This window comes from Jatrophihabitans sp., assembly GCF_046262535.1.
In the GTDB taxonomy this organism is placed as follows: Bacteria; Actinomycetota; Actinomycetes; order Mycobacteriales; family Jatrophihabitantaceae; genus Jatrophihabitans.
In genome coordinates this window covers 1-17,010 of sequence record NZ_JBHEMO010000025.1, presented here as the reverse complement: position 1 = coordinate 17,010, position 17,010 = coordinate 1, and the positions used below count along the sequence as shown (strand labels likewise).

The window sequence follows — 17,010 nt, the reverse complement described above, 5'->3', positions numbered from 1 at the left end:
TGGGCCTCCCGCAGCGCCGTAGCATCGGCGGAATCCCAGGATTCCGGCGTCACAGCCAACGTCATCCGCGCAGGCTAGCCGGGCGTTTTGCCGATGAGGACGCCGGTGCCGTAATCTGGACGACGGCCCATCGCGAGGTGGGCGTTTCTGTGTGTGCAGAACTGCGAGCAAGTTCGAGGAGTGGATCCCGCGATGTACGCCATCGTCAAGACCGGCGGCAAGCAGTACAAGGTCGCCGAGGGCGATGTGATCGAGGTCGAGAAGCTCGACGCCGAGCTCGGTACCGAGGTTGCGCTTCCCGCGCTGCTGCTCGTCGACGGCACCGCCGTCACCCATGAGGCCGACAAGCTGTCCGCGGTGAACGTGACCGCCGAGGTGGTCGCGCAGACCAAGGGCCCCAAGATCCGTATTCACAAGTTCAAGAACAAGACCGGTTACCACAAGCGCCAGGGGCACCGTCAGAAGCTGACCCAGCTGCGCGTGACCGCGATCAACTCCAAGTAGGGGATGGCTCAGCATGGCTCACAAGAAGGGTGCATCCAGCTCCCGTAACGGCCGCGACTCCAACGCCCAGTACCTCGGCGTCAAGCGCTTCGGCGGCCAGACCGTCAAGGCCGGCGAGATCCTCATCCGCCAGCGCGGCACGAAGTTCCACCCCGGCGCCGGCGTGGGTCGCGGCAAGGACGACACGCTGTTCGCCCTCGAGGCCGGCGCGGTCCAGTTCGGCCTCTCGCGCGGCCGCAAGACCGTCAACATCGTCCCGGCCGGGGTCTGAGCTCCTCCGCCTCTCCGAATTTCACTGCTGTTATCGCGTTCCAGCGGCAGCACCAGGCACGCTGTTGCCTCTGACTTCCAGCCGGAAGGCTGTCTCCCTGTGGCCAACTTCGTTGATCGGGTTGTGCTGCACCTGACCGCCGGCAACGGCGGCCACGGGGTCGCGTCCATCCACCGCGAGAAGTTCAAGCCGCTCGGCGGCCCGGACGGCGGCAACGGCGGCCGCGGCGGCAACGTCGTGCTGATCGTCGACAACAACGTCCACACCCTGCTGGACTTCCACCACCATCCGCACCAGAAGGCCGGCAACGGCAAGCAGGGCGCGGGCAGCCACCGCAACGGCGCCGAGGGCGAGGACCTCGAGCTCCGGGTTCCCGACGGCACCGTCGTACTGGACGAGAACGGCGAGGTGCTGGCCGACCTCACCGGGGCCGGCACGACCCTGATCGCCGCGCAGGGTGGCCGCGGGGGTCTCGGCAACGCCGCCCTCGCCTCGACCCGGCGCAAGGCCCCCGGCTTCGCCCTGCTCGGTGAGCCAGGCGAGACCCGCGATCTCGTGCTCGAGCTCAAGAGTGTCGCCGACGTCGGGCTGGTCGGCTTCCCCAGCGCGGGGAAGTCGTCGCTCATCGCCGCCATCTCGGCTGCCCGCCCCAAGATCGCCGACTACCCGTTCACCACGCTCGTTCCCAACCTCGGTGTGGTCAGCGCGGGTGAGACGACCTTCACCGTCGCCGATGTGCCCGGGCTCATCCCCGGCGCCGCCGAGGGCAAGGGGCTCGGCCTGGACTTCCTGCGCCATGTCGAGCGTTGCTCGGTGCTGCTGCACGTGCTGGACTGCGCCACGCTCGAGCCCGATCGTGACCCGCTCAGTGATCTCGACGCCCTCGAGCGCGAGCTGGGTCGCTACGAGGGCACGTTCGGCGCGCTGCTGAGCAAGCCCCGTCTGGTGGCTCTCAACAAGATCGACATCCCCGAGGCCCGCGAACTGGCCGACATGGTGCGCCCCGAGCTCGAAGCCCGCGGCCTGCGCGTCTTCGAGATCTCCGCGGTCTCGCACGACGGGCTGCGGGCGCTGACCTTCGCCCTCGCCGACGCGGTGGCCGCCGATCGGGCCGCCCGCCCGGCCGACGACCGCACTCGCATCGTCCTGCATCCCCGCGCCGTCGACGACGCCGGATTCACCGTGAGTCCGGACCCGGCCCAGCCGCGCGGTTTCATCGTGCGCGGTGAGAAGCCCGAACGCTGGGTACGGCAGACCGACTTCACCAACGACGAGGCCGTCGGCTACCTGGCCGACCGGCTCAAGCGCCTCGGCGTCGAGAACGAGCTCACCAAGCAGGGCGCCGAGCCCGGCGCCTCGGTCACCATCGGGCCGGTGACGTTCGACTTCGAACCCACGGCCGGGATCGACGAGAGCGACTACCTGCCCACCCGGCGGGGGACCGACGCGCGTTTTGAAGGCTCCGGTCGAACGCGCGCCCACGAGCGGCTGGCCGCGAAGAAGGCCCGCAAGCTGCACACCGACGACGGCGACGATTTCGGTGTGGACGAGGACGAGGACGGCGAATGAGCAGGCAGGCGGTCGCAACGGCGCGGCGCACCGTCGTCAAGGTCGGTTCGTCGTCGCTGACCTCGCGCGGGCAGCTCGATCCGCACCGCCTGGACGCGATCGTCGACGTGCTGGCCGCACGCGTTGCCGCCGCGCAGCAGGTGGTGCTCGTGTCATCGGGTGCGATCGCCGCCGGCATCGGCCCGCTCGGCTTGCGCACCCGGCCGCGTGACCTCGCCACCCAGCAGGCCGCGGCGAGCGTCGGGCAACTGCTGCTGGCCGAGCGCTATGCGGCGTCCTTCGCCCGGCACGGGTTGACGGTCGGGCAGGTGCTGCTGACCGCCGACGACCTGCACCGGCGGGGGCACTACCGCAACGCCGACCGCACGCTCGAGCGCCTGCTCGCGCTCGGCGTGATTCCGATCGTCAACGAGAACGACACCGTGGCCACCCACGAGATCCGCTTCGGTGACAACGACCGGCTGGCGGCGCTGGTGTCGCACCTCGTGCACGCGGACGCGCTCGTCCTGCTCACTGACGTGGACGGGCTGTACACCGGCAAGCCCGGCCGCCCCGGTGCGGAGTTCATCGCCGAGGTCCTGTCGATGGCCGAACTCGCCGACGTGGACGTCAGTCGATCGGGTAGCCACGTCGGATCCGGCGGCATGACGACGAAGATCGACGCAGCCGCGATCGCCACCAGCGAGGGGATCCCCGTCGTCCTGTCCTCCGCCGCCCGGATAGCCGAGGCGCTGCAGGGCGCGTCGGGGACGCTGTTCCACGCCGGGGGTGACCGCAGCGCGTCGCGGCTGTTCTGGCTGCGCCACGCCACGACGCCGCGCGGCAGCCTGGTCCTCGACGCGGGCGCCGTCGCGGCCGTCGTCGAGCGGCGCATGTCGTTGCTGCCCGCCGGCGTGACCGGCGTGCGCGGTGACTTCTACTCCGGCGAGCCGGTCGATTTGGTCGGTCCGGACGGTGTCGCCGTCGCCCGCGGACTCGTCGGGTACGACGCCGCCGATCTGCCGCCACTGCTCGGGCACAAGACGGGCGAGCTGCCCGCGGAATTCCGGCGCGAGCTCGTGCACCGCGACGATCTCGTCCTGCTCTGACAGCGGCTCGATTCGCCGGTGGGCCAGCCGGGTAGGCCACCGGTATGACGGACCAGGGCCAGTACTACCAACCGCAGAACCAGCCGTCCGGCCCTCCGGGCGCCGGGCCCGGGACAGGCGCGGGCGCCGGCGGCCGGACCAAGCGACCGGTCTCGGTCGGCCAGATCCTGGGCGGGCTGCTGTTCGTGCTGGTGATCATCTTCATCATCGAGAACTCACGCAAGGTGAAGATCCGGCTGATCATCCCCGAAGTGAAGGCGCCGCTCTACGTCGCGATCCTGATCGCGGCGGTGCTGGGCAGCGTGATCACCTGGCTGCTGCGCTACCGCCGCCACCGCAACCACCCACCCAAGTCCTGACCGGTCAGACCAGCGCCCGAAGCCGCTGCGCGGTTCCGGCATCGGCCGGATAGAACGACTCGATCACCAGTTCCTCGACAGTGACGTCGGCGGCCGTCTCGACAGTGGCCGCGATCGAGAAGAACGACAGCTCGCCGGTCTCATGCTCCAGCCGCAGCGGCAGCACGACGTTCGCCGACCGCGGCGCAGCCTCGCGGCCGCCCGGATAGCCCGCCAGTTCGTCGTGCAGTTGGACGAGGCGCTCGTCGCCGGTCTGCTCGGCGCGTCGCCGCACCTGCTCGAGCAGGTGCCCGCGCCACTGAGCCAGGTTGCGGATCCGGGGCGCCATGCCGTCGGGGTGCAGGCTCAGCCGCAGGACGTTCACCGGCGGTGCGAGCAACTCCGGCGCGCAACCGGCGGTGAGCACCGCGACGGCGGCGTTGGCGTCGAGAAGTTCCCACCAGCGATTGATGACCAGCGCCGGACGCGGCTCGTGCCCTGTCAGCACGAGTCGCAACGCTTCGCGCACGCTGGCCAGTTCGGGCGCGTCCAGCCCGTGCTGGGGGTAGGCCGGCGCGTAGCCACCGGCCAGCAGCAGTTGGTTGCGCTCGCGCAGCGGCACGTCGAGGTGCTCGGTCAGCTTCAAGATCATCTCCGGCGTGGGGCGGGACCGTCCGGTCTCGACGAAGCTCAGGTGCCGGGTCGAGATCTCGGCCTGGATCGACAGCTCGAGTTGGCTGAGCCGGCGCGGCTCGCGCCAGTCGCGCAACAGCTGGCCAACGGGTCGCGCGGGAGCGCTCGCGATCGTCATGCGCCGAACGCTAGCGAGCCGAGGGAGCGCTCGCGATTACCTCCGAGGTCATGGCGGCCCATTACCTCCGAGGGAATCGACGGCCGCTGCCGCTCGGCTCAGGATCGTCGTCGTCAACACCGAAACGACGAGAGGAACTCTCATGTCCGACCTGATCGACCGCTACCTCGCCTGCTGGAACGAGACCGACGCCGACGCCCGCCAAGCGCTGATCGCCGAACTCTGGAGCCCAGACCTCGCCTACGTCGACCCGATGGTCGAGGTCACCGGCGGTGACCAGCTGGACGCCACCATCGCCGCGGTCCAGGCCCAGTTCCCGGGCTTCGTCTTCACGTCCGTGGACGGCGGCGACGCGCATCACGACATCGCCCGCTTCACGTGGGGCCTCGGACCGGCCGGCGCGGAACCGATCGTCGTCGGCTTCGACGTCGTGGTCCTCGACGGCGACGGTCGTATCGACAAGGTCCTCGGCTTCCTCGACCGCGTCCCGTCCTGACCCGCTCTGCTCACGGTGATCAACAGACGGTTTTCGTCGACATTCGACGGGATCCGTCTGTTGATCAGCTGGGGGAACGGGGGGCTCAGGACTGCAGATAACGCAGGACGGCCAGCACCCGCCGGTTGTCGCCCTCCGACGGCGGCATGCCGAACTTCATGAAGATGTTGGCCACGTGCTTCTCCACCGCGCGTTCGGAGATCACCAGCTCGGCTGCGATACCGGCGTTGGACAGGCCCTCGGCCATCCGCTCCAGCACCTCCCGTTCCCTCGGCGTCAGCGCGGCCAGCGAGTCGCCGTGCCGGGTGGCGCCGAGCAGCTGGGCGACGACCTCGGGGTCGAGGGCGGTGCCGCCGGCCGCCACCCGGCCCAGGGCGTCGACGAACTCGCGGACGTCGGCCACCCGGTCCTTCAACAGGTAGCCGACGCCGCGCGCGGAGCCCGCCAGCAGCTCGGCGGCGTAGCGGGTCTCGACGTACTGGGAGAACACCAGCACTCCGACGTCGGGCTGAGCATGGCGAATGGCTATGGCCGCGCGCAGGCCTTCGTCGGTGAACGAGGGCGGCATCCGGATGTCGACGACACAGACGTCGGGACGGTAGGCGGCGACGGCCGAGCGCAGGCCGTCACCGTCGCCGACCGCCGCGACGACCTCATGGCCGCGGTCGGTCAACAGGCCGACCAGCCCGTCGCGCAGGATCGCGCTGTCCTCGGCGATGACGATCCTCATGCGGTGCTCCCGGCCCGAAGGGGTAGATCGACGGTGACGGTCGTCGGGCCGCCGTCCGGGCTGCTCACGATCAGCCGTCCGTCCACAGTGGCGATCCGTTCGGCCAGCCCGGACAGTCCGCTGCCGGCTCCGATGCGCGCCCCGCCCCGGCCGTCGTCGCCGACTTCCAGGCGAAGGCGACCCGAGACGGTCCGGGCGTCCACCCAGGCGCCGCGCGCTCCACTGTGCTTGGCGACGTTGGTGAGCAACTCGGCCGCGCAGAAGTAGGCCATCGTCTCGATGGCCGGGAGCGGTCGCTCGGTGATCGCGGTGGACAGCCGGACCGGCACCGCGCTGTGCGCGGTCAGCGTCGCGAGGGCGGCGTCGAGACCGGCATCGAGCACGGGCGGGTGGATGCCCCGAGCGAGGTCGCGCAGTTCGACGATCGCTTCCTTGGCCGTGACGTGGGCGCGATCGAGCAGCCGGCCGGCCTCACCCACGTCGCCGCCCTCGGCCAACTTCTCCCGGGCCAGCCCCACATTCATCGCCAGCGCGACGAGCCGGGCCTGCGCGCCGTCGTGCAGGTCGCGCTCGATGCGGCGCAGCGTCGCCGCCGAGTCGTCGACTGCGACGGCGCGGGTGCGCTCGAGTTCGGCCACCCGGTCGGCCCTCGCCGTGGGCCCGAGCAGCAGCCGCATCGCCAGCACGTCCAGATAGACGATGCCCCGCACGGCCCACGGTGCGGCCAGGAGCAGGACCAGGCCGGCCAGGGACATGAGGACGATGCGGAACGGCGTATCCGCCTGCCAGGTGTCGGTGAAACCGATGGCGTGGTGACACTTGCCGTCCGACGTCCGGTTGCAACCCAGGGCCGGCCGCCAGGTCGCATAGGTGATCCCGCCGACGCCGTAGGTCCAGAACACCACGGTCACGACGAAGCCGGCGATACCCAACGGGAACTTGAGCACGAGGTAGAGCCGGGATCGCCACGCCGTGCCGTCACGCAGGCACGACCCGATCCAGCCGAGTAGCCCCCGCTCGGGTCGGAAAGGCTGCGGCGCCGGGATGTCGGCGCCCACCAGCCGGTTGGCCAGCCGCCGCAGCCCGGCCGCGATCTGCCGGCTCGCCAGGCCGGTCGCCGCCAGCAGCGGCAGCCCGATGAACGTGATCAGCAGGCCACCACTGAGCGCCAGGGCCACGATGGTGAAGACGAACCCGGCAATGCCGATCGGCAGCCCGACCAAGCCGTACAGCGCCTCGCGCCACGTTCGCCGGCGCAGGAGTTCGCTAAGGAGTCGGGAAACAGGGCGGCGGTCGGACATCGCGCCGTCAGCCTGCCAGAAAGCCGCGTCGCCCGAATCGCTGTTCACTGTCATGCCTCGATGGTCGGCGTCGGCGGGCCGGGTGACGATGGAGCAACCTCGTCTATCCGGGGTGGGGTTTCCCGTACCCCGCCTGTCGACGCCCGGCGCTAGCGTCCCACCATGCATCTCGAACTGGCGGCGCTTGTCGTCACCGATTACGACGACGCCATCCGGTTCTTCGTCGACCTGCTCGGCTTCGAGTTGGCCGAGGACTCGGCGTCATTGACCAACGACGGCCGCCCCAAGCGCTGGGTGGTGGTCCGGCCACCGGGCGCGGCCACGGGCCTGCTGCTCGCGCAGGCCGACGGCCCCCGGCAGCAGACCGTCGTGGGGCAGCAGTTCGCCGGTCGGGTGGGTTTCTTCCTCCGGGTGGACGACTTCGCCGAGGCGTTCGAGCGGATGACCGCAGGCCGGGTGCGATTCGTGACCGAGCCGCGGACCGAGGCCTACGGGCAGGTCGCGGTGTTCCTCGACGTGGCCGGCAACCGGTGGGATCTGCTCGGTCCGCCGGGTGCGCAATCGCACGTCTGAGTGGCCCTGAACCGGACGTACGCTCGAAGGATGAGTACTCCCGCACCAGCCCTCGGTAAGCGCCCGCCGGCACAGCGCGGCCCGTTCGCGTGGGTGGGCGCGTTCACCGGCTTCTACCCGGCTCAGGCCGAGGAATTCGGCCACCTCGACCCCGTCACCCGGCTCCTCTACGCCGCGCGCAGCGTCATCCTCGTCATCTCCGCACAGTCGGCGATCATGGCCGGTCTGCTCGCGGCCACCGACCGCCGGTTCGAGGTGCTGCCGTTCGTCCTCGTCTTCGTCGGCTACGTCGTGCTGCACGCGATCAGCAACCTGTCGAACGACTACTTCGGGTACCGCCGCGGGCACGACACCGACGACTCGCCGCGGCGCCGTTACACGCTGCACCCGATCGCGTCCGGCGCGGTCACGCCGCGACTGCTCGGCGGCGGCCTCGTCGTCCTCTCGTTGATGACCGTTGCGATCGCGGCCTACTTCGTGGCATTGCGTGGTTGGCCCGCGGTGTGGCTGGCCGTCGTGGGCGGGGTGCTGCTGTACGCCTATGACGCCGCGCCGCGAGCCCTGAAGGAACTCGGCCTGGGTGAGGTCGCCGCCTTCGTGGTGTGGGGACCGCTGATGATCGCCGGGGGCTACTACGTCATCACCGGCCACTGGTCCGGCGCGGCGTGGGCCGCGTCGGTCCCGCCCGGTCTGGGCGTGATGTCGATCCTGGTGGGCAAGCACATCGACCAGCGTGGGTTCGACACCGCTCACCATCAGCGCACGCTGCCGGTCCTGCTGGGGGAGCGGACGTCCCGAGCGCTGAACCAGGCCGCCGTGGCCGGGATGTACGTGGCCAGCCTGATCGCGGTGCTCGCCGGCGCGCTCACACCGTTCGTCGCGGTCGTGCTCGTCGCTGCGCCGCGTGCGCTGAAGGCGCTGCGGGTGATGGGCCGCCCGACCCCGGCCGAGCCGCCGGCCCGCTACGTCGGCTGGCCACTCTGGTACCACCGGGTCTGCCTCGTGCACAACCGCGCGTTCGGCTGGCTGTACATCGTCGGCCTCGCGCTCGGGGCGGTGTTCCCGCACGCAACGCTCTAGCATCTGCGGACATGGACGCCCCGGAGGCTCGCTACATCGAGCGGGACGGGGCGCTCCTCGCCTTCCAGCTCGTGGGCGATGGTCCGGCCGACGTGCTGTGGGTCGGGGAGATCGCGCAACACTTCGACCTCTCGTGGACCGATCCCGAGCTGCACGAGATGTACGAGCGCGCGGCCACCTATTCCCGCACGACGTACATGCAGTTGCGCGGCGCCGGGCCGTCCGATCCGATCACCTACTGGCCCACCCTCGAACAGCAGGCCGACGACGTGCTCGCGGTGCTCGATGCGGCCGAGATGCAGCGGGCGACGCTGGTCGGCTCCCTGACCACCTGCGGCGCCGTGGTGCTCGCCGCGGCTCGGGCGCCCGAGCGGGTGTCGGGCCTCGTGCTGCTTCGCGCTCTCGCGTGCGGGCCCTTAACGCCCGGCGCCGAGCAGTGCGGTTGGACTGCAGCCGACGCAGCCGGCTACGCCGCCGGTTGGCGCCGGGTCGTGGAGCGTTGGGGCAGCGGCGAGACGATCGAGATGTGGGATTCGTCGCTCGCGACGGGCTACAACCGGCGGTTGATGGCGCTGCTGGAGCGGTGTTCGGCCAAGCCCGCCTTCGCGCGGATGTATGTCGAGGCCGCGCTGCGGCTCGACATGAGGCCGTACGTGGCCTCGGTGCAGGCGCCCACCCGCGTCCTCTACACGCCGACAGCGCACGAGCCCGTCGCCGCGGTGCGGTACGCGGCCGAGCTCATCCCCAATGCCACCTTCCACGAACTGCCGCCGACACCACCCGGTGCCTCGATCGCCGAGGCCTACGTGGACGTCTGGGACCACGTCAAGGAGGCGGCGACCGGCGAGAGGTTCCAACCCGACGCCGACCAATTCCTCGGCACCGTCCTGTTCACTGACGTCGTCAACTCGACCCCGCTGCTGGCCCGAATCGGGGATGCGGCCTATCGAGAACTGAGGGGAAGCCACGAACGGCAGGTCCGGCTACGCGTCGACGAACACGGTGGTCGGGTCGCCAACGTCATCGGCGACGGGACCTTGAGTGTGTTTGACGGCCCGGCGAAGGCGGTGCGCTGCGCGGACCGGATACGCACCGACGCAGAGGGCCTCGGTATCGAGGTGCGGGCCGGGCTGCACACCGGCGAGCTGGTCCGCACCGGCCGCGACGTCACCGGGCTCGGGGTGCACATCGGGGCGCGGATCTGCGCCCTCGCGGGCCCTGGTGAGGTGCTGGTTTCGGGCACCGTCAGTGACCTCGTCGCCGGCTCCGGGCTCGAGTTCGCCGATCGCGGCCGGCACGCGCTGAAGGGCGTTCCCGGTCGGTGGACGTTGTCCGCGTTGGTCGGGACCGCCGCGCAGGTGGGACTGCCGGTCGAGCGATCGCTGGAGACGGCGTTGGACCGGGCGGCGCTGCGGACGGCGCGAACCGCCCCGCGGGTGGCGCGGGCGGCCCTACGGGTGGGAAACGCGGTGCAGCGCTACCGGGCACGCGCGGGCCAGGCCGACTCCCGTCCGTGAGGCGGGCGTGACGTAGTCGGGCCTGGGTGGAATATCCGCCTCGCCTGCACGAGACTGACCGCTACAGGCAATCCCAGGAGGAACCATGGCCTACTTCGTCACGGGTGCGACCGGCTTCATCGGCCGGTTCCTGATCGCGGAACTCCTCGACCACCGCGAGGGGACGATCTACTGCCTGTGCCGGGCCAGCTCGCTGGACAAGCTGGACGCGCTCAAGGCCCGCCTCGGGGACGACGACCGCATCGTGCCGGTGCTGGGCGACCTGTCCAAGCCGCGGCTCGGCGTCGACGACAACGAGGTCGAGCGGCTCTCGGGCACCATCGAGCACTTCTTCCACCTCGCCGCCATCTACGACCTCACCGCCGACGCCGACAGCCAGCGCGAGGCGAACGTCGAGGGGACCCGCCACGCCCTGCAGCTGGCCGAGGCTGTGCACGCCGGCCACTTCCACCAGGTCAGCTCCATCGCCGCGGCCGGGCTGTACCGCGGCGTCTTCACCGAGGACATGTTCGAAGAGGCGCAGGACGTCGAGCACAACCCCTACTACGCGACCAAGCACGAGTCCGAGGCGGTCGTCCGCAAGGAGAGCACGGTTCCGTGGCGGGTCTACCGCCCCGGCGCCGTTGTCGGCCACTCGCAGACCGGTGAGATCGACAAGATCGACGGCCCGTACTACTTCTTCAAGGCGCTGCAGCGGGTGCGCGGGCTGGCTCCGTCGTGGTTCCGCGGCATCGGCATCGAGGGCGGCGAGATCAACCTCGTCCCCGTCGACTACGTGGCCAAGGCAATGGACCACATCGCGCACGTCCCCGATCTCGACGGGCAGGCGTTCCACCTCACCGACCCGGCGCCGCTCACGGTCGGCGCGCTGTTCAAGGCCCTGGCGAAGGCGGCCAAGGCACCTCAGCCCACCCTGAACGTGGACGCCCGGGCGCTCGACGCGCTGCCCCTCCGGTTGGGCACCACGCTGTCACGACTCCCAGGGGCCAAGCAGGTCACCGATCTCGTGCTGGCCGAGCTGGGCATCCCGCGCGAGTCGTTCGCCTACCTCACCTACCCGACGCACTTCGACTCGTCCAAGACGCAGGCGATCCTGGCCGGCACCGGCATCGAGGTGCCGCCGTTCAACACCTACGCCCAGACGCTCTGGGACTACTGGGAGCGCGCCTACAGCCCCGACCGCAGGAAGGACAAGCAGCTCGCCCGGGCGATCAAGGGCAAGACAGTGATGATCACCGGAGCGTCGTCGGGCATCGGTCGGGCCACCGCGCTGCGGGTCGGTGCCGCGGGCGGACGCGTGCTGCTCGTGGCGCGTGGCGTCGAACAGCTCGAGCAGACCAAGCTCGAGATCGAGGACCTCGGTGGCATGGCCTTCGTCCACCGCTGCGATCTCGCCGACATGAGCGACATCGAGCGGATGGCCAAGGAAGTCCTGCAGGAGCACGGACGGGTGGACGTGCTGGTCAACAATGCCGGCCGGTCGATTCGCCGGTCGATCGCGCTGTCCTACGACCGGTTCCACGACTTCGAGCGCACCATGCAGCTCAACTACTTCGGCCCGGTGCGGCTGATCCTCTCGCTCCTGCCGATCATGCGGCAGGTGAGCCCGGACGGCCGGAAGGGCGGGCACATCATCAACGTCAGCTCGATCGGCGTGCAGACCAACATCCCGCGCTTCTCCGCCTACGTGGCGTCCAAGGCAGCGCTGGACGCGTTCTCCCGCTGCATCGCGTCCGAGGTCATCGACGACGGCGTGCACCTCACGACGATCCACATGCCGCTCGTCCGCACACCGATGATCGCGCCGACGAAGATGTACGACCGGTTCCCGACGATGAGCCCGGCCGAGGCGGCCGACATGATCTGCAAGGCGATGGTCCGCAAGCCGAAGCACTCCGGCACGGCGATGGGCAACGCCGGCGCGCTCGCCTACCAGGTGGCGCCGCGCGGGGTGGACGTCATCCTCAACGCCGGTTACAAGCTGTTCCCCGACTCGCACGCCGCCCGTGGTGAGACGAAGGGCCAGAAGAAGGACGAGCCGTCGACCGAGAGCGTAGCCTTCGCGCACATCCTGCGCGGCGTGCACTGGTAGGCGCGGCAAATACCGTGAACGGCGGCGGACCGCGGGGCGCACTACCGTGAACTGATGGTCTCGCTGCACCGTCCGGCCCTGTTGCTCGAACTCGACCTGACCGCGGTACCCATCGAAGTGGAGCCCGAGGACCTCCTCGGAAAGCTGCGTAGCCGGCACCGCCCACGGCTGGGGGCCGTCCTGCGCACGCTGCACGAGTCGGGCGACGATCGGCACGTCCGCGGCATCATCGTGAAGCTGGGTGGCGCAGCCCTGCCCTGGGCGATGGTGCAGGAGCTGCGGGCCGGCCTGCGGGCCTTCGCCGCCAGTGGCAAGCCGACGGTCGGGTGGGCCGAGAGCTTCGGCGAAGGCGGCAACGGCACGGCTGACTACGTCCTGGCGACGGGGTGCTCGGAGATCTGGCTGCAGCCGTCCGGGGAGCTCGCGCTGATGGGGGTGGCCGCCGAGACGACCTTCCTTCGCGGCGCGCTCGACAAGATCGGCATCGAGCCGCAACTCGACAAGCGCCATGAGTACAAGAGCGCGGCGGACCGCATCATGCGCACCGGGTTCACCCCCGCGCACCGCGAGGCCGTCGACCGCATCGTCGAGTCGACGTGGGATGTCGCCGTCGAGGCGATCGCCGAGGGCCGAGGTCTGCCCGCGGCCGAGGTCCGCGCGCTGTCCGAACGGGCGCCGCTCTCCGCGGTCGACGCCCAGGGCGCCCGGTTGATCGACCGCAGTGGCTATCGCGACGAGGTGTACGCCGATCTGCGCGCCCGGCTCGGCACCGACGTCGAACTGCTCTTCGCCGACCGCTGGAAGCCGCGCCGGAGGGCCGCCACTCTTGTTCGCCGGTCCCAGGGTTCGGTCGCGCTGGTCGAGGCGCACGGCGAGATCGCCATCGGCCGCAGCCGATCGACCCCGCGCGGTCCGATTGTCGGGAGCAACACGGTCAGCGCGGCGTTGCGTGCCTCGCGGGAGAACGAGCACGTCAAGGCGGTGGTCTTCCGCATCGACTCGCCGGGCGGCTCCGCGGTCGCCTCGGACACGATCTGGCGCGAGGTGGAGCTGACCCGGCGCAGCGGCAAGCCGGTCGTCGTGTCGATGGGCTCGCTGGCCGGTTCCGGCGGCTATTACATCGCCTGCCCGGCCGACGTCATCGTCGCCCAGCCGGCCACCATCACCGGATCGATCGGCGTGCTGGGCGGCAAGATCGTCATCGCCGACCTGCTCGAGCGGGTGGGGCTGTCCACCGGTGCGGTCGAGCACGGCGGCACGGCGCGGATGTTCTCGCTGCGCCGCGGGTTCAGTGACGACGAACGGGCAAAGCTGGCCGGGATGCTCGACCGTATCTACGCCGACTTCGTGCAGAAAGTCGCCGACGGGCGGCACATGTCGTTCGACGACGTGCACCGGGTCGCGAAGGGACGCATCTGGTCCGGCGCGGACGCGACGGGCAACGGTCTCGTCGACAGCCTCGGCGGCCTGCGCGACGCGGCGGCGATCGCGCGCAAGCGGGCCGGACTGCGCCCGGACGCCCCGGTCCGGCCGGCGATCCACGTGCCGCCTCTGGCCCGGCTGCGTCGGCCGACGTCCAGCGACGACCCACGCGCCGCGGCATCGGTGTCGGCATGGGGCGATCTCAGCGGCCTGGCCGCCGCGCTCGGGCTGCCCGGCGCCGGACCGCTCCGGATGCCCGGCATCACCCTGCGCTGAGGCGGGCCAGACCGACTTCGACGGCGGCCCGGGTCCGCGTTCGGTCACCGGTGGCCAGGAGGTCGAGCATGGCGCCGCGCAGTACCGCCAGAACGGCCGTGCGCTCGGCCCTGCCCGCTGCGGTCCGGCGCACCTGCGGCGGTTGCGCCTGGGCCAGGACACGCAGCCAGTCGTCGACCGTCGCGCGGGCGAAGCCGGACCACGGTCCCGATTCGTCCTGCAGCGACGCGGCGTAGCTCTCGACCCAGAGGCGCAGCAGCGGACGGTGCGCCGGGTCAGCCAGCCACGCCCACACCGCGCGCGCGACCGTTGGGAGGTCGGCGTCGGGGGGCACCGTCGCCAGGAGCTCGAGCTCGTCGGAGCGCGCCCGCTCGAGCAGTGCGACGACCAAGCCGTCTTTGGAGCCGAAGAGGAAGCGCAGGACGCCGGTACTGGAACCGGTCGCCTCGGCCACCGGCCGCAGCGACGCCCCCGCCAGGCCGTTGGCCAGCACGTATCGGTAGGCCGCTTCGACGATCTCGATCCGGCGCGGGGACTCGGCTGACGTCACAGCCCGAGTATGACCTACTGATACATTCGTGTCAGTAGTTGGGAGGTCGACATGACCGAGGCGACGATTCGCCCCACCGGCCAGCCGGGCGACCTGGGCTGGGTGATCCAGGCGCACGGCGAGCTCTACGCCCGCGAGTTCGGCTGGGACGTCACTTTCGAGGCGCTGGTTGCCCGCATCGTGGCCGATTGGGCGAACGAGCACGACGCTGTGCGAGAGGCCGCCTGGATCGCCGAGCTCGACGGCGAACGGGTCGGTTGCGTGTTCTGCGTCGCCGAGGACCGCGAGACGGCCCGCCTGCGGATCCTGCTCGTCGATCCCCGAGCCAGGGGGCATCGGCTCGGTACCCGCCTCGTCGACGCCTGCCTCGACTTCGCGCGGCAGGCCGACTACCGGCGGATGGTCCTCTGGACGAACCATCCGCTGGTCGCCGCCCGATCCATCTATCTCGCCGCCGGCTTCACCCTCGTCGGCGAGGAACCGCACCACAGTTACGGCGTCGACCTGGTCGGGCAGACCTACGAACTCGACCTTGCGGCATCCTCTATGACATGACCCCTTCCCGACGCGCAGAACTTCGACAAGTGGTGCTCCGACCTGGGCCGCTAGCCCGCGCATGAGGAGATCGCCATCCGCGCCCTCCCACTGGCACCGCGATGGAGTCGACGAGCCTGCTGTCATGGGACGGCATCGCCGACCTCGTCGAGGTGCTCGGCGTCGATCCGGGCGACACCCTGGTCGATCTCGCCTGCGGACGCGGCGGGTACGGCCTCGAGATCGCGCACCGCACCGGAGCGGCGTTGATCGGCATCGACTTCGCCGCGGTCGCGATCCAGCGCGCGCGCCAGAAGGCCGACGGTTTCGCCGACTTCCGGGTGGGCGAGCTGACGGACACGCGGCTGTCCGACGCCAGCGCCACCGCAGTGGTCTGCATCGACGCGATGCAATTCGCCGATCCCTATGCCGGCGGCATCGCCGAGTGCCTCCGGATCCTCGCGCCGGGTGGACGGCTGGCCCTCACCGGCTGGGAGGCGCTCGAGCCGGGGGATGAGGGGCTGCCGGCCCGGATGCGGCACGACATCGCAGCGGCGCTGCGGGCGGCCGGCTTTCGCCGACGTCGATGTGCGGCACATGCCCGGATGGCGCGCGGCCGAGCGTCGCCACTGGGAACTCGCCGCCGAGGTGGAGCCGGCGGGCGACCCGGCTCTCGAATCGCTGCACGACGAGGCGACGCGTGTCCTGCCCTCGCTCGACCGCACCCGGCGCGTGCTCGCAGTCGGGATCGCGCCGCCGTCCTCGTAGGATCGCCGCCATGACGCATCGCGTGGGGATCATGGGCGGCACGTTCGACCCGATCCACCACGGCCACCTCGTCGCCGCCAGCGAGGTCGCGTCGCTGTTCTCGTTGGACGAGGTGGTGTTCGTCCCGACCGGTGAGCCGTATCAGAAGTTGACGCGCCGGGTGAGTCCGGCCGAGCACCGTTACCTGATGACGGTCATCGCCACTGCGTCGAACCCGCACTTCTGGGTGAGCCGGGTCGACATCGACCGTCCCGGCCCGACCTACACGGTGGACACGATCACCGACATCGCCGAGCAGCGTCCGGACTCCGAGCTGTACTTCATCACCGGCGCCGACGCGCTCGCGCAGATCCTGTCCTGGCGCAACGCCGAGGGCGCGCTGAAGCTGGCGCACTTCGTCGGCGTCACCCGGCCGGGGTACCACCTCTCGGCCGAGCACCTGCCGATCGACTCGGTGACGCTGCTCGACGTCCCGGCGATGGCCATATCCTCCAGTGGCTGCCGCGAGCGGGTCGCCGAGGGCCGGCCGGTCTGGTACCTCGTCCCGGACGGCGTAGTGCAGTACATCAACAAGCACCACCTCTATCGTCCGTAGACTTCACAGCAAATGACTGCCACAAGAGAAGCCGCCGCCCTCGCGCAGATCGCCGCCCAGGCCGCCGCCGACAAGCTCGCGAGCGACATCGTCCTCATCGACGTCAGCGACCGGCTGGCCATCACCGATGTCTTCGTCGTCGCCACCGGCAACACCGAGCGACAGGTCGAGGCAATCGTCGACGCCGTCGAGGAGCAGGCCCGGCTGGCCGGCCACAAACCGATCCGCCGCGAGGGGCAGCGCGACGGGCGCTGGGTGCTGCTCGACTACGGCGATGTCGTCGTCCACGTGCAGCACTCCGAGGAGCGCGTGTTCTACGCGCTCGAGCGGCTGTGGAAGGACTGCCCGTTCATCCCGTTCACCGATGCGGCGGCCGAGGCCCACGCCGCAGAACGCGCAGCCGGCGTCGACGGGTGAACGCGCGCCGGTTGGTCCTGCTGCGGCACGGTCGCACGGCGTGGAACGCCGAGCGGCGGTTCCAGGGCCAGGCCGACC

General features: G+C 70.6%; 19 protein-coding genes and 1 pseudogene. 16 read left to right on the top strand and 4 right to left on the bottom strand.

Annotated elements, in window-relative coordinates; all coding sequences use genetic code 11:
* The first annotated feature begins 192 nt into the window (after positions 1–192).
* From rplU to ABR571_RS04165, 5 genes are all read left to right on the top strand, one after another.
* On the top strand, positions 193–504 hold the full coding sequence (gene rplU / locus ABR571_RS04185) for a 50S ribosomal protein L21 (RefSeq protein ID WP_409451934.1): 312 nt from the start codon (positions 193–195) through the stop codon (positions 502–504).
* Positions 505–517: 13 nt separating this feature from the next.
* Positions 518–775: a 50S ribosomal protein L27 gene (rpmA, locus tag ABR571_RS04180; RefSeq protein WP_409451933.1), complete on the top strand. Its 258-nt coding sequence runs from the start codon at positions 518–520 to the stop codon at positions 773–775.
* A gap of 99 nt (positions 776–874) precedes the next feature.
* A complete protein-coding gene (gene obgE, locus ABR571_RS04175; RefSeq protein ID WP_409451932.1) occupies positions 875–2,344 on the top strand; it encodes a GTPase ObgE in 1,470 nt (489 codons plus the stop codon).
* Complete coding sequence (gene proB, locus ABR571_RS04170; protein ID WP_409451931.1) at positions 2,341–3,432, top strand: glutamate 5-kinase; 1,092 nt, start codon at positions 2,341–2,343, stop codon at positions 3,430–3,432. Before obgE ends, proB begins: the two co-directional genes overlap by 4 nt.
* Before the next feature lie 44 nt (positions 3,433–3,476).
* Positions 3,477–3,791, top strand: coding sequence for a lipopolysaccharide assembly LapA domain-containing protein (locus ABR571_RS04165; protein ID WP_409451930.1), 315 nt, complete (start codon positions 3,477–3,479; stop codon positions 3,789–3,791).
* A gap of 4 nt (positions 3,792–3,795) precedes the next feature.
* Here ABR571_RS04165 and ABR571_RS04160 read toward each other — a convergent pair whose 3' ends face one another.
* Positions 3,796–4,581 carry a helix-turn-helix domain-containing protein gene (locus ABR571_RS04160; protein WP_409451929.1) on the bottom strand — a complete coding sequence of 262 codons (786 nt, stop codon included), beginning with the start codon at positions 4,579–4,581 and terminating at the stop codon, positions 3,796–3,798.
* Between the two features lie 142 nt (positions 4,582–4,723).
* Here ABR571_RS04160 and ABR571_RS04155 point away from each other — a divergent pair, with 142 nt between their 5' ends.
* On the top strand, positions 4,724–5,077 hold the full coding sequence (locus ABR571_RS04155; RefSeq protein ID WP_409451928.1) for a nuclear transport factor 2 family protein: 354 nt from the start codon (positions 4,724–4,726) through the stop codon (positions 5,075–5,077).
* An 85-nt stretch (positions 5,078–5,162) separates the two neighbouring features.
* Here ABR571_RS04155 and ABR571_RS04150 read toward each other — a convergent pair whose 3' ends face one another.
* Positions 5,163–5,807 (bottom strand): LuxR C-terminal-related transcriptional regulator, encoded by a 645-nt coding sequence (locus tag ABR571_RS04150; protein WP_409451927.1) that lies wholly within the window; start codon positions 5,805–5,807, stop codon positions 5,163–5,165.
* Positions 5,804–7,162, bottom strand: coding sequence for a sensor histidine kinase (locus tag ABR571_RS04145; protein WP_409451926.1), 1,359 nt, complete (start codon positions 7,160–7,162; stop codon positions 5,804–5,806). The genes ABR571_RS04150 and ABR571_RS04145 overlap by 4 nt, the downstream gene beginning before the upstream one ends.
* Before the next feature lie 108 nt (positions 7,163–7,270).
* Between ABR571_RS04145 and ABR571_RS04140 the strand changes: the two genes are divergently transcribed.
* From ABR571_RS04140 to sppA, 5 genes are all read left to right on the top strand, one after another.
* Positions 7,271–7,681: a VOC family protein gene (locus ABR571_RS04140; protein WP_409451925.1), complete on the top strand. Its 411-nt coding sequence runs from the start codon at positions 7,271–7,273 to the stop codon at positions 7,679–7,681.
* A gap of 30 nt (positions 7,682–7,711) precedes the next feature.
* Positions 7,712–8,761, top strand: coding sequence for a prenyltransferase (locus tag ABR571_RS04135; protein ID WP_409451924.1), 1,050 nt, complete (start codon positions 7,712–7,714; stop codon positions 8,759–8,761).
* A gap of 11 nt (positions 8,762–8,772) precedes the next feature.
* A complete protein-coding gene (locus ABR571_RS04130) occupies positions 8,773–10,278 on the top strand; it encodes an adenylate/guanylate cyclase domain-containing protein (RefSeq protein WP_409451923.1) in 1,506 nt (501 codons plus the stop codon).
* 85 nt (positions 10,279–10,363) lie between these two features.
* The gene (locus ABR571_RS04125; RefSeq protein ID WP_409451922.1) at positions 10,364–12,370 is read left to right on the top strand and encodes an SDR family oxidoreductase; all 2,007 of its coding nucleotides are present in this window, start codon (positions 10,364–10,366) and stop codon (positions 12,368–12,370) included.
* 54 nt (positions 12,371–12,424) lie between these two features.
* Positions 12,425–14,068: a signal peptide peptidase SppA gene (gene sppA, locus ABR571_RS04120; RefSeq protein WP_409451921.1), complete on the top strand. Its 1,644-nt coding sequence runs from the start codon at positions 12,425–12,427 to the stop codon at positions 14,066–14,068.
* Here the strand turns inward: sppA and ABR571_RS04115 are convergent.
* Positions 14,055–14,618, bottom strand: a complete 564-nt coding sequence (locus ABR571_RS04115; RefSeq protein WP_409451920.1) for a TetR/AcrR family transcriptional regulator — start codon at positions 14,616–14,618, stop codon at positions 14,055–14,057. The two genes, sppA and ABR571_RS04115, sit on opposite strands and share 14 nt — an antisense overlap.
* A gap of 51 nt (positions 14,619–14,669) precedes the next feature.
* Here ABR571_RS04115 and ABR571_RS04110 point away from each other — a divergent pair, with 51 nt between their 5' ends.
* The 5 genes and pseudogenes from ABR571_RS04110 (at position 14,670) to rsfS (ending at position 16,932) form a co-directional block, all read left to right on the top strand.
* The gene (locus ABR571_RS04110) at positions 14,670–15,173 is read left to right on the top strand and encodes a GNAT family N-acetyltransferase (RefSeq protein ID WP_409451919.1); all 504 of its coding nucleotides are present in this window, start codon (positions 14,670–14,672) and stop codon (positions 15,171–15,173) included.
* Between the two features lie 101 nt (positions 15,174–15,274).
* Positions 15,275–15,583, top strand: a pseudogene (locus tag ABR571_RS04105) (class I SAM-dependent methyltransferase); the annotation flags it as partial.
* A 166-nt stretch (positions 15,584–15,749) separates the two neighbouring features.
* The gene (locus ABR571_RS04100) at positions 15,750–15,920 is read left to right on the top strand and encodes a hypothetical protein (RefSeq protein WP_409451935.1); all 171 of its coding nucleotides are present in this window, start codon (positions 15,750–15,752) and stop codon (positions 15,918–15,920) included.
* Between the two features lie 10 nt (positions 15,921–15,930).
* Positions 15,931–16,515 (top strand): nicotinate-nucleotide adenylyltransferase, encoded by a 585-nt coding sequence (gene nadD, locus ABR571_RS04095; RefSeq protein WP_409451918.1) that lies wholly within the window; start codon positions 15,931–15,933, stop codon positions 16,513–16,515.
* 12 nt (positions 16,516–16,527) lie between these two features.
* Positions 16,528–16,932, top strand: coding sequence for a ribosome silencing factor (gene rsfS, locus ABR571_RS04090; RefSeq protein WP_409451917.1), 405 nt, complete (start codon positions 16,528–16,530; stop codon positions 16,930–16,932).
* Positions 16,933–17,010 lie beyond the last annotated feature (78 nt).